Source organism: Sphingobacterium sp. UBA7253 (assembly GCF_002472745.1).
GTDB classification, from domain to species: Bacteria; Bacteroidota; Bacteroidia; order Sphingobacteriales; family Sphingobacteriaceae; genus Sphingobacterium; species Sphingobacterium siyangense.
Genome location: NZ_DKSP01000028.1, coordinates 1 through 12,225 on the forward strand (window position 1 = coordinate 1; position 12,225 = coordinate 12,225).

A 12,225-nucleotide genomic window follows, 5' to 3' on the forward strand; every position below is an offset into this window, starting at 1 on the left:
TAGTTAATTTATAGAGGAAAGGTACAAAATTTGGCATTAGTATAAAGTTAGCTAACTGTCACGAGTTTAGAGCCGATTTTTGATCTCTTCAGATCCTGTCGAACGTTGACCGTTCGAATCGCTAACCCCGCCAAATTCAGAGTTAAGTGAAAGTATAGTCTTCCTAACGTCAGGGTTTGATTTCCTTATATTTCTTTTACAAATTCTTTGATAGCTTGTCCAGGATCGGCTGTCTTCATGAAATTTTCACCAATTAAAAATCCTTGGAATCCAGCTCTTTTTAGAGCTTTAATTGTCGAAGGATCAGATATACCGCTCTCAGACACTTTAATATATTCTGTTGGTATTTTGTTCAGGAGATCATAAGAATGCTGAATGTCGACTGAAAAATCTTTAAGGTTTCTATTATTGACACCAATTGCGTCAATGTCATCGAAAAGATTATCCAACAGTTCCTGTTCGTTGTGCACCTCAAGTAAAACATTTAAACCCAATTGGTGTGCATAGGCTGCAAATTCCTGTATTTCCTCCTTTTTCAGACATGCTGCAATTAAGAGGATGATATCTGCTCCATAAGCTTTCGCTTCGGTGATCTGATATTTATCCACGATGAATTCTTTTCTTAAGATAGGAATGCTAATAGCCTCGCGTGCTTTCGATAGATCTTCTAAATTGCCTTTGAAAAATTCGCTATCAGTAAGAACCGAGACTGCCGAAGCACCTGCCTCCTCGTATGCCTTTACAACATCTTCCACTGCTGAAGTACTATTGATGTCTCCTTTTGATGGCGATGCTCTTTTGTATTCCGCTATAATTCCTGTTTTTTCAGGATCAAGAATAGATTCTCTCAACGATAGACAAGCCACACTGAAATAGGGATAGTTTAATAGTTCCTCAAAAGGAACTAAAGCTTTTGCTTTTTCTACTTCTATTTTTTTTCGTTCAATGATTTTATCAAGTATAGTCATTTTTTTAGATGTTAGATTCCCAACCAGTTTTCAATTAATTTTTTACCATTTGTGGTCAATACCGACTCTGGGTGGAACTGCATTCCCCTTACATCGTATTCGGTATGGGTTAAGGCCATAATGATGCCATTCTCGTCGATTGCCGTTACCTTGAGGCTAGCTGGTAGGGTGTCTTTGTTTACAGCCCAAGAATGGTAGCGTCCAATTTTGGAATCTTTTGGGAAGTCCCGAAACAATTTCTCTGACTCATCAACAACAGAAATATTTGTTGCTACGCCATGCAAAGGTTTTTCCATATTGAATAGTGTACCACCAAAGACTTCTGCAATAGCCTGTTGGCCTAAGCAAATACCCAATATACTTTTATGTGGAGCGTAGGTACGGATAACATCAAGTAATAATCCAGCTTCTTCTGGAATACCTGGGCCCGGCGAAAGAAGTATTTTATCGAAAGCATCAATATCTTCCAGTTTAAATTTATCATTTCTCCATACAACATATTCTTGATCTAATTCCTGTAACAAATGGACCAAGTTGTAGGTGAACGAATCGTAGTTGTCTATAACGACTATTTTATTGTTGCTCATAACCTTTTGCTATAAAATCTTGATTAATATAATTTTCAATTTCCTGGAATATGGACTGAATAAATTCGATTGGCAAATGAAATCTTTTTGCCAGTAGGACATAATTACTGTCCAGGTTCCGAATGATATTCTGCTCTTCGTTTTGCTCATCCTCGAAGGACTTGCCTTTGCCGATATAGGTTTTTCGTAATGCCAATAGCTCAACGATGCGGTTGTCAATGGTGTCTACCGAATCATGGATATGTTGCTTGTTGACACAGTATTCCAATGGTCTGATCATAATGTTTCTGCTAATTGTAATGCTTTTCGTAGCGCAGCAATTTTGTTATTTACTTCTTGTAGCTCCATTTCGGGGTCTGAATCTAATACGATACCGCCGCCGGCCTGATAATGTAAGGTGTTTTGTTTACTTAGGAAGGAACGAATCATAATGGCATGATTAAAGTCTCCGTTAAAACCCATGAATCCAATTGCACCCGAATAAAATGAGCGTTGTAATCCTTCATAACGATCAATCAATGTCAATGCCATATGTTTTGGAGCTCCTGAAAGCGTACCCGCTGGATATGTATCACCTACGATGTCAAATGGGTTGATATTATCTTTTAATGTGCCTGTTACTTTGGAGACCAAGTGGATAATATGCGAGTAATATTGTGGTTCCATGTAGGACTCAACTTTAACTTGGGTGCAATGTCTACTTAAGTCATTGCGGGCAAGATCGACGAGCATAACATGTTCGGAAGTTTCTTTAGGGTCTTCTTTGAGCTTGGTGGCTATCTTTTGATCTTCCTCCATGTTACCTGTCCGTTTGAATGTTCCTGCAATAGGGAAAATCGTCGCTTGTTTCCCGTGGATACGCAGTTGAGCCTCAGGCGATGATCCGAAAAGTTTAAAGTCACCATAATCAAAATAGAAAAGATAGGGCGAAGGGTTGATGGAGCGGAGCGCACGATAAACATTGAATTCATCACCGGAGAACGGTGTCTTAAAGCCTCTGGATGGAACGATCTGGAATACATCACCACGTTGGATATGCTCTTTCATCTTCTTAACCAACTCACGGTGTTCTTCATCGGTACGATTGGAGCTTTCCTCGCCAGCTAGTTTGAAGGTATATTCAGGAAAGTTTTTGTTCTGAATAAGGAACTGCATTCTTTCAAGTTCTGATTCTTCGTCATCCAGCAGATGTTCAAAAATATAGAGTTGATTACGGAAGTGGTCGATGGCAATGACATATTTGTAAACATGATATTGCATAAACGGTATTTTCCGTGCCGGATCTACCGTTGTTGTTAGTTTGATGTCCTCAAAGTGTTCAATACAATCGAAGGTGAAATAACCAAATAGGCCATTGGAGATCAAGTTAAGTTCAGCAATTGTATGATCTTCGAAGGAATTTCTAAAATCGGAAACTTCTTGACGTAATTCGATTTCGTGCGCATTTTTTACGATACGTTCTCTACCCGGATAAGTGAGTGTCAGCTCTTTCTCATCGAGCTGGATTCCGGCAATTGGTTGACAACAGATGTAACTGATGTTGTTGTCGCGACTATGGTAGTCGGAGCTTTCCAGTAACAATGAATTTGGAAAGATATCTCTTAGGCGAAGATAGATGCTCACTGGTGTAGTTGTATCCGCAAGCAACTTTCTGGTTTTTGTTTTGAATGTATACTTCATTTTTTGTGTCTTATCTTCTTGTTGTAAACTATGCATAAAAAAACCCCGATACTGGTCAGCATCGGGGTTGGAATTTCCATAAATGGTTTTGGTTGATTATGAAATATTATGACAATACCAATTAGTTCCCGATGCTTATTGCTTCAGGCCACCACCAATTTGTATTTGTATATCTTCGTGTCATTATTACACAAATTTATAAAAAAAAATAAATAAGCAAACTTTTTGTGACAAAAAAACAAAAATTCACCTTATTTCTTAATCATTTAATAAATCAGGACGTCTTTCTTGCGTTCTTTTTAACTGTTGTTCATCTTTCCATTCAGCGATTTTTGCCTCGTGACCACTGAGGAGAATATCAGGTACTTTGTGGCCTTTCCAGTCTGCAGGGCGTGTATAGATAGGCGCATCTAGTAATCCATCCTGAAAAGAATCTGAAAGCGCGGATGTCTCATCCGACAAAACTCCGGGAATCAGACGGATAACAGCATCTGTAACAATCGCCGCTGGAAGCTCACCTCCGGACAGTACATAATCACCGACTGAGATCTCTTTTGTTACATAAATATCACGGATACGTTGATCTATTCCCTTGTAATGCCCACAGAGAATCATCATATTTCCCTTTGTAGATAATCCATTCGCAATATCCTGATTGAATGTTTCACCGTCGGGAGTCATGTAAATGATCTCATCGTATTCCCGTTCAGCTTGCAATTGCTCTATACACTTGGCAAAGGGTTCTATTTGAAGGACCATGCCCGATCCGCCCCCGTACGGATAATCATCGACACTTTTGTGTTTATTTGTTGAATAGTCTCTTAAATTGTGGACATATATTTCAGCCAAGCCTTTGTTCTTTGCTCGTTGCAAAATAGAGTGTGCAAATGGACTTTCCAAGAGGTCAGGTAAGACCGTAATAATATCAAAACGCATGGGGCAAAGATACACAAAAATGCACCATTGTCTATTTATAAGATTGATTCGCTTATCTTTGTGCCAAAATTAAGTGTATATACAGTGATTGACGTAAATAATATTTCTGTTTCCTTTGGGGGAACAACTCTTTTTTCAGATGTATCTTTCTCCATCAATGAGAATGATAAAATCGCATTGATGGGTAAAAATGGTGCCGGTAAATCCACCTTACTGAAAATTATCGCTGGAGTGGGTAAACCTACTACAGGTAATGTTGCTGGTCCGAAAGATGCCATTATAGCCTATTTACCGCAACATTTGTTAACAGAGGATAACGTGACTGTTTTTGAAGAAACATCAAAGGCTTTCGAAGAAGTCTATGGTATGCGTGATGAGTTGGAAAACCTGAATGAGCAATTAAATATCCGTACAGACTATGAGTCTGACGATTATATGCAATTGATCGAACGTGTATCCGAATTAAGTGAAAAGTTCTATTCGATTGAGGAAGTTAACTATGATGCAGAAGTTGAAAAGGTCCTGAAGGGGCTCGGTTTTGAGCGTTCGGATTTTACAAGACAGACTTCTGAGTTTTCCGGTGGTTGGCGAATGCGTATCGAATTAGCTAAAATATTATTGAAAAAGCCCGATTTGATTTTATTGGATGAGCCAACCAACCACATGGATATCGAGAGTATCCAATGGCTGGAAGATTTCTTGGTCAATTCGGCTAAAGCAGTTATCGTTATTTCGCACGACAGGGCATTTGTCGACAATATCACCAATCGGACCATCGAGGTGACGATGGGAAGGATTTATGATTATCGTGCCAAGTATAGTCATTACTTGGAATTACGTCAGGAGCGTCGCCAGCATCAGCTAAAAGCGTATGAAGAGCAGCAACGCTTTATTGCGGACAATCAGGAGTTTATCGATCGTTTCAGAGGTACCTATTCTAAAACATTGCAGGTGCAATCACGGGTCAAGATGTTGGAGAAATTGGAAATCATTGAAATCGACGAGGTAGATACTTCCGCACTGCGTCTTAAATTCCCACCATCCCCGCGCTCGGGTCAATATCCTGTTATCGTTGAGGATCTAACCAAGGTTTATGATGAACACGTCGTATTTCAAAAAGCAAATATGGTCATCGAACGTGGTGAAAAGGTCGCTTTTGTCGGGAAGAACGGTGAGGGTAAATCGACCATGATCAAAGCAATTATGGGGGAAATCGATTTCGAAGGTACGCTGAAAGTAGGGCACAATGCAAAAATTGGGTACTTTGCACAAAATCAGGCCGCATTGCTTGATGGAGAGATGACCGTTTTTGATACCATTGATCAAATCGCTGTAGGTGAAGTGCGTGTTAAAATGAAAGATCTTTTAGGAGCCTTTATGTTTAGTGGTGATGATACAACTAAAAAGGTGAAAGTGCTGTCCGGAGGAGAAAGAACACGTCTGGCGATGATAAAATTGTTGTTGGAACCGGTAAATGTATTGATTCTCGATGAGCCGACAAACCATTTGGATATGAAAACAAAGGACATTATCAAAGATGCTTTGAAAGATTTCGATGGTACGCTGATCCTTGTTTCACACGACCGTGACTTTTTGGATGGTTTGGCAGAGAAAGTCTTTGAATTCGGAAATAAACGCGTACGGGAGCATTTTGAAGATATTAAAGGTTTCTTGGAATACAAGAAGATGAGTAGCTTGAAGGATATTGAACGTTAGCATCTAAATAAACGTAGTATAAAACCCAATAGGGGATTCAGTTATTAAAAGCGGCTTTTTTATATAAAAGCCGCTTTTTTGCGTTTTAAATTAAGATTAATCGAATCTTCAAGCTTTTTTTTCTTAATCCCAAAGCGTGTGAAAGATACCTTCCCGATCAATACGTTCATAGGTATGTGCACCAAAATAGTCTCGTTGTGCTTGTATAATATTTGTAGGTAATTTTTCCGATCGATAGGCATCAAAATAAGAGAGTGCGTTTACGTATCCGGATACGGGTATCCCGTTTGCGATAGCATCTTTCAATACCTCGCGAAGGCTGGCCTGCGTGCTCAGCAACTTTTGTGCCATGGTGTTATCGAGTAGGATATTACGCAAGTCAGGATTAGCCGCATAGGCTTTTCTAAAATCCTCGAGCAAAGCCGCGCGAATAATGCAGCCGCCTCGCCAGACTTTGGTTACCACCTGTAAATCTAACTCATAGCTATAGCTTTCCGATGCAACAGTAAGCTGTGCCAAACCTTGCGCATAGGTCGTGATGATCACAAAGTACAATGCATTTTTTAAGCGAGAAATGAGTGTTGCTGCGGGGAGATCAACCGCTTGTCCATCCCATTGAAGTAATTTTGCCGCCTCCAAACGTTCAGGTTTGTATTTGGACATATCGCGCATATTGACCGCTGCATCAATCACCGGAACTGGCACCTGTAGATCCATCGCATTTTGCGAAGTCCATTTACCTGTTCCTTTTGATCTTGCCCAATCTGAAATCAGGTCCACCAAATACTGGTCACCTTCTTTTTTCTTTAGAATCTGAGCGGTAATCTCAAGCAAGAACGAGTTTAGTTCGCCCTTGTTCCATTCTTCGAAGGTCTGCTGTATGGTTTGGGTGTCAAAACCATATAATCTTTTCATCAGGTCATAGGTCTCTGCAATTAACTGCATGATACCATATTCGATGCCGTTATGCACCATCTTTACATAATTTCCGGCCGACCCGTTGCCTAAAAATTCTACACAGGGCTCGCCGATTACCTTGGCCGAAACTGCCTCAAATATTGGCCTTAGTCTTTCGTATGCCTTTCTGTCGCCACCGGGCATCAAGCTTGGCCCGCGACGAGCGCCACTTTCTCCTCCCGATATGCCCATTCCGAAGAAATGTATACCCATAACGGAAAGCTCATTAAACCTTCTGTCTGTATCCGCGAAGTACGTGTTTCCGCCGTCGATGATGATATCTCCTTTATTCAAAAGCGGAACAAGACTGGCAATTGCCATATCAACCGGCTTTCCGGCCGGCACCAATAGCATAATTGCTCTGGGTTGTTGCAAAGCCCCGATAAACTCTTCTACTTGGGGCGTCACTTTGATGCGATGTCCTTCGCTTGCTTCAGCTTCCAATGACTCCGCTTTCTGTGGATCTAGGTCTAGTCCTGCTACTGCGAAACCGTTGTCGGCGATGTTCAGCAATAAATTACGTCCCATTACGCCGAGTCCAACTATTCCAAAATCGTAGTTATTCTTTTTATCTATACTCATCGTTTAATACCATTTTTCTAAGTTGAAATTTACCATTTTTGTTGATACTATGAAAGACAATTATCAGCAGATCGGTATGCGGCGCTTTTCTCGTTCCAATTAGTTTGCTGGTATTGAGCCTTTTGTTGTAAACCAACAGATAATCCGTATATTGAGCTCTCCTAAACATCAATTTTATTTATGATCATTGGATTAGACATTGGGACATCATCTGCGAAAGCTGTTGCATTTGGCTACGAAGGGAACATCTTATCCCAGTATAGTGTACCTTATCCTATATTAAACCCGTCGGAAGGCTGGTACGAGCAAGATCCGGAGATTGTTTATGCTGCATGTATTGAGTCTATTCGGTATGTAATGATTAACTTAAGGCAATCTCGTGCAGAGATACCGAAACCCGTATGTATTTCGGTGAGCAGTGCTATGCACGGACTGATCGCTGTTGACTCGGCGGGACAGCCACTTAGCAATTGCATAATATGGGCAGATCGCAGAAGCGAGCATATTGCGGTTGCCTTGGAGGCAAGTGAGGTGGGAAGGCTGCTTTATCAGCAGACGGGTACACCAATACATCCCATGTCTTTGCTTTGCAAATTAATGTGGATAAAGTCCAACGATCAAAAATTATTTGCTCAGTCGCACAAGTTTATCGGTATCAAAGAATTTCTTTTTTACCGGCTCTTTGGAGTTTACATAGTCGATCATTCCATCGCATCTGCAACAGGGCTTTTCGACATACATCACCTAACATGGTCTGATCAGGCGCTAAGCTTGGCGGGTATATCGGAAGAGCAACTAGCATCTCCAGTTCCGGTCGATTATATTTTAAATATGCCTAGCCGAGAAATTGCGGCCTTGATGCACATCCCTGAAGATACCCCTTTTGTTATAGGTGGTAGCGATGGTTGTTTGGCTAATCTCGGGGTAGGGGCTATAAGTCCTGGAGTGGCTTCGGTAACAGTCGGTACCAGTGGAGCTATTCGCGTAGCAAGTTCGCAGGCAAATCAAGAAAAAAAACAAAGACTATTTACATACCTGCTGAGACCCAATGAATATATAATTGGTGGTGCGGTTAACAATGGCGGTGTATTACGCAACTGGTTTCGAGACAACTTTTTGTGCGAATTTACCCAAATGGAAGAAGATGGAGATCCTTCTGCGGCGTTAAATGCTTTGGTCGACTCCGTCGTTCCCGGGGCGGAGGGCTTGATATTCTTGCCCTATCTAACTGGTGAACGGGCACCACATTGGAATTCCAATGCAAAAGGCGTTTATTTTGGAATACAGTTGCATCATGGCAGGGCGCACTTTGCGCGTGCCATGATGGAAGGGATGTTGTTTGCAATTTACAGTGTAGGACTCGCATTAGAGGAGAACACCGGTCCCATTCATACGATCTTTGCAAGCGGCGGCTTAGCGCGTTCATCGTTGTTGGTGCAGATGCTTGCAGACATTTTCAATAAACCTGTATTTACCAAAAATACAGTAGAAAGCTCTGCTTGGGGAGCAGCCTTGATAGGCTTGGAAGCATTGGGTATACAGGGAGGTGGTCCTACTATAAAAAACAAACAAACGGAAGGAAAGCAAGATACCGAGCACTGTTATAAACCGAGTGCGGAGAATCACGCTGTATATATTAGAAACTTCCAAAAATTTGAACGCCTGTACCATTTATTGGAAGGTGAGTTTTAACTAGATATAAATTATTATGCCTCTAATCATCGTTATTTTGGGAGTAGCTTTACTACTTCTTTTAGTCACTGTCGTTCGGTTAAATACGATCTTTTCATTACTGATAACCTCTGTTGCGGTCGGTTTTGCGATGAATATGAGTGCCGTCGATATCCTTAAATCTGTTGAAACTGGAGTGAGTACCACTATGGGCCAGTTGGCACTATTGTTGGCTTTCGGGGCTCTACTGGGGAAATTGATGGCGGAGGGTGGTGCTGCAGAAAAGATTACAACGGTACTAACGGCTGTATTTGGCAAAAAGAACTTACCTTGGGCAATGGTTCTCACGGGCTTTTTAGTAGGAATTCCCTTATTCTACAATGTCGGTTTTATCGTCTTAGTACCATTCGTTTTCATGGTATGTGCTTCCAATAAAATGCCCTTGCTTTACGTCGCTATTCCGTTGCTGGCAGCGCTGTCCGTGACACACGGTTATTTGCCTCCACATCCGGGAGCTACCGCCATAGCGCTTACCTACAAAGCGGATATAGGTTTAACAATGGTGTATGGCATTATTGTGGCAATTCCTGCGATAATTATCGGTGGACCGCTCTTTGGCAGGATGCTTAAGCGTATTCCGACCAACCCACCCACTGAGTTTTTTCCTGAACACAATCAAGCAGATCGAAAAGAGCTCCCCGGATTTGCAATTAGTATATTTACGGGGCTTTTTCCAATAATTTTAATTGCTTTTGGTTCATTTTCCCATCTAATATTTCCAGAAGGCTCCTCTTGGCTGAAGGCACTACGTTTCTTGGGTGATCCGGTGGTGGCTTTAATGATTGCCTCGCTAATGGCGATGTACACAATGGGTATCCGCCAAGGCAAAAGTTTGCGGGAGCAGTCAGCAAGTGTGGAAGAAGCAATCCGCGGGATAATGATGATCCTTTTTATCATTGCAGCATCAGGCGCTTTCAAGCAAATTTTGGTAGATAGTGGTGTAGCGAACTACATCGCTGACCTAACCGCAGACCTGAGCCTGTCGCCTCTTGTGCTAGCATGGTTAATAGCCGGTATCATTCGCCTAGTTATCGGTTCGGCTAGTGTTGCTGGGCTCACGGCAGCGGGCATTATGCTTCCCATTGTGCAGGCAGGAGAGGTTACTCCTGAATTAATGGTGCTAGCGACGGGAGCGGGTAGTCTCATGTTCTCACACGTCAACGATCCGGGGTTTTGGATGTTTAAATCTTATTTTGGAGTGAGCATGAAGGATACGTTTCGCTCATGGACGGTGATGGAAACGCTCGTTTCTGTTATTGGATTGATCGGTGTCTTGATTTTACACTGGCTTGGCCATTGACAGCGAATGAGAAAGTTTCATATTGCTAGGATACATTAATAGGACAAAGCGTCTTAAACGAATATTGAATTATATAGGCCCATAATCGGTTGATTATGGGCTTTTTTTTGATGAAAACCTTTGTTTGATTTTTTTTTCTTAATATCGTGACAATGAGCCAAATTTTGTTGTTCTAAAACTATGCAGAGATTACATCGTTTTTATATTTTTTTATTGATTTGGGTAGGAAGCTGCCTCCCCGGGCTGTCAGCTTTCGGGCAATTTATCGCCTATACCGTCGACAATTTGCCAAGCCCCAAATTACAGGGACAGGATTATTTTGTCTCCAATCCTGATGGGATTCTATCCTCGGGTACAGTGGCCGAATTAGATGGCTTATCGACGCAGATTGAGGCTGCTACAAAAGGTGAATTTGCAATCGTTGTTGTGAATGATTATGTTGGCGACAGTGATTTCGAATTTGCCCTAAAATTATTCAATACCTGGGGTGTCGGTAAGAAGGAAAGTAACAATGGGCTTTTGTTGTTTATTGCTAAAGACCGGCATGAATACCGTTTTATTACAGGGTATGGTATGGAAAGTATTTTGCCCGATGCCTATTTAAAACGTATTGGCGAAAAATATCTCGTACCCAATTTTAGGAATGAAGATTACGACCGCGGTGTTACGGAGGCCGCAGAATTTATTAAGACAATTCTTACCTCACCGGATAGTAAGGCGGAGCTGGAACGCTTGATGCCAGAGGCAACGCCGGTCTGGAGCTTTAAAAGTCCTATTCTGCGAAATTCTCTGTTGGTTTTAGGTTTATTTGCGATCTGTTATATCTGGTTGGGCGAGGTGACGCGAGCGATCAAAGGAAAGTTGACCAAAAAAAGTAAATATTTTCCGCCTTTAGTCAGTGGATGCGGCTGTATGGGGATATTAATGTTTATCTCGGTGTTTATCTGTGCATTTGCCCTCAATAATTTTGAGGAGGTCTATCAGTGGAAAAATCTACCTTATTTTATAGTTGTTTTTGGTAGTATTACCCTGGCCATGAAATACAATGCAAGCCGCACGCAAATTGTTAATTCCTATCAGGATGAGGAAAATATTCAAAGGGCTCTACGTAAATTTCGTGTCTGGGGTTTGGTTCCGCTATTACTGAGTCCATTGGCACTATTTGATGTCATTGGATTAAACAAGCGCATTCGGAAGAATCAACTTCGATTGATGCCGCCAGATCAATCTGGTCGTTGGTTGCGCATGAATAAGGATGATGTATCTACCCGTGAAAGTGCGTACCTGGATAAGGGGCAGCTTTTGGAGGAAAAAATCGGTAGTCGTTCGTATGAAATCTGGATAGATCAGGCGACCAATGAAACAAAGCTGGTTCCCTGGGACGAGAATGTTGGGTTCAGTGAATGTCCTGCATGTCATTATAGAACTTTTGAGACTGGACGTACCAAGACGATACGTGCAGCAACTTATAGTTCGCAGGGATTGGAGGAACGCTTTGACTTATGTAAGAATTGTGGACATCGGGTATCTCATGGTGAACACTCGACTCCAGTTAAAGTGCGCTCAACATCGAGTAGCTCTGGTGGAGGATCTAGCAGTAGTGGTGGCGGTGGAAGCTTTGGCGGCGGATCTTCTGGTGGGGGTGGTGCCGGTGGAAGATGGTAATCGGTAATTTAGGGCAAAAAAAAAGGTTTCCAAACGGGGAGAATGAAAACCTTAAATAACCAATTATAAACCTAAATTATGATGACACAAATATAGTGTATAT

The 12,225-nt window shown here is 41.7% G+C and carries 10 protein-coding genes; 4 read left to right on the forward strand and 6 right to left on the reverse strand.

The features are described from left to right. Positions 1 to 185: 185 nt before the first annotated feature. The 5 genes from trpC to trmD all read right to left on the reverse strand — a co-directional run bounded on the left by trpC (position 186) and on the right by trmD (position 4,171). Entirely contained in the window at positions 186 to 968 is a 783-nt protein-coding gene (trpC, locus tag B2X72_RS01895) for an indole-3-glycerol phosphate synthase TrpC (RefSeq protein WP_075990828.1), read from the reverse strand. Between the two features lie 11 nt (positions 969 to 979). Continuing rightward, complete coding sequence (locus B2X72_RS01900) at positions 980 to 1,555, reverse strand: anthranilate synthase component II (protein ID WP_145327205.1); 576 nt, start codon at positions 1,553 to 1,555, stop codon at positions 980 to 982. Beyond that, on the reverse strand, positions 1,542 to 1,835 hold the full coding sequence (locus B2X72_RS01905) for a chorismate mutase (protein ID WP_075990830.1): 294 nt from the start codon (positions 1,833 to 1,835) through the stop codon (positions 1,542 to 1,544). Before B2X72_RS01905 ends, B2X72_RS01900 begins: the two co-directional genes overlap by 14 nt. Continuing rightward, the gene (locus tag B2X72_RS01910) at positions 1,832 to 3,235 is read right to left on the reverse strand and encodes an anthranilate synthase component I family protein (protein ID WP_286848172.1); all 1,404 of its coding nucleotides are present in this window, start codon (positions 3,233 to 3,235) and stop codon (positions 1,832 to 1,834) included. The genes B2X72_RS01905 and B2X72_RS01910 overlap by 4 nt, the downstream gene beginning before the upstream one ends. A gap of 258 nt (positions 3,236 to 3,493) precedes the next feature. Then, entirely contained in the window at positions 3,494 to 4,171 is a 678-nt protein-coding gene (gene trmD, locus B2X72_RS01915; protein WP_286732302.1) for a tRNA (guanosine(37)-N1)-methyltransferase TrmD, read from the reverse strand. Between the two features lie 84 nt (positions 4,172 to 4,255). On the opposite strand from trmD, the gene B2X72_RS01920 reads away from it, so the two are divergent. Then, positions 4,256 to 5,887 carry an ABC-F family ATP-binding cassette domain-containing protein gene (locus B2X72_RS01920; protein WP_075994613.1) on the forward strand — a complete coding sequence of 544 codons (1,632 nt, stop codon included), beginning with the start codon at positions 4,256 to 4,258 and terminating at the stop codon, positions 5,885 to 5,887. A 123-nt stretch (positions 5,888 to 6,010) separates the two neighbouring features. Here the strand turns inward: B2X72_RS01920 and gndA are convergent, their stop codons facing one another. After that, complete coding sequence (gene gndA / locus B2X72_RS01925) at positions 6,011 to 7,426, reverse strand: NADP-dependent phosphogluconate dehydrogenase (RefSeq protein WP_286848173.1); 1,416 nt, start codon at positions 7,424 to 7,426, stop codon at positions 6,011 to 6,013. 180 nt (positions 7,427 to 7,606) lie between these two features. Here gndA and B2X72_RS01930 point away from each other — a divergent pair, with 180 nt between their 5' ends. From B2X72_RS01930 to B2X72_RS01940, 3 genes are all read left to right on the forward strand, one after another. Further along, positions 7,607 to 9,118, forward strand: a complete 1,512-nt coding sequence (locus B2X72_RS01930) for a gluconokinase (RefSeq protein ID WP_286848174.1) — start codon at positions 7,607 to 7,609, stop codon at positions 9,116 to 9,118. A gap of 16 nt (positions 9,119 to 9,134) precedes the next feature. After that, positions 9,135 to 10,457: a gluconate:H+ symporter gene (locus B2X72_RS01935; RefSeq protein ID WP_286732310.1), complete on the forward strand. Its 1,323-nt coding sequence runs from the start codon at positions 9,135 to 9,137 to the stop codon at positions 10,455 to 10,457. A 180-nt stretch (positions 10,458 to 10,637) separates the two neighbouring features. Continuing rightward, on the forward strand, positions 10,638 to 12,122 hold the full coding sequence (locus B2X72_RS01940) for a TPM domain-containing protein (RefSeq protein ID WP_208734109.1): 1,485 nt from the start codon (positions 10,638 to 10,640) through the stop codon (positions 12,120 to 12,122). Positions 12,123 to 12,225 lie beyond the last annotated feature (103 nt).

What these genes read in the sequence shown, in the direction of transcription:
- trmD (WP_286732302.1), bottom strand. Translation starts at nt 4,171, where the DNA reads ATGCGTTTTGATATTATTACGGTCTTACCTGACCTCTTGGAAAGTCCA.
- B2X72_RS01910 (WP_286848172.1), bottom strand. Translation starts at nt 3,235, where the DNA reads ATGAAGTATACATTCAAAACAAAAACCAGAAAGTTGCTTGCGGATACA.
- B2X72_RS01935 (WP_286732310.1), top strand. Translation starts at nt 9,135, where the DNA reads ATGCCTCTAATCATCGTTATTTTGGGAGTAGCTTTACTACTTCTTTTA.
- B2X72_RS01940 (WP_208734109.1), top strand. Translation starts at nt 10,638, where the DNA reads ATGCAGAGATTACATCGTTTTTATATTTTTTTATTGATTTGGGTAGGA.
- gndA (WP_286848173.1), bottom strand. Translation starts at nt 7,426, where the DNA reads ATGAGTATAGATAAAAAGAATAACTACGATTTTGGAATAGTTGGACTC.
- B2X72_RS01930 (WP_286848174.1), top strand. Translation starts at nt 7,607, where the DNA reads ATGATCATTGGATTAGACATTGGGACATCATCTGCGAAAGCTGTTGCA.
- trpC (WP_075990828.1), bottom strand. Translation starts at nt 968, where the DNA reads ATGACTATACTTGATAAAATCATTGAACGAAAAAAAATAGAAGTAGAA.
- B2X72_RS01900 (WP_145327205.1), bottom strand. Translation starts at nt 1,555, where the DNA reads ATGAGCAACAATAAAATAGTCGTTATAGACAACTACGATTCGTTCACC.
- B2X72_RS01905 (WP_075990830.1), bottom strand. Translation starts at nt 1,835, where the DNA reads ATGATCAGACCATTGGAATACTGTGTCAACAAGCAACATATCCATGAT.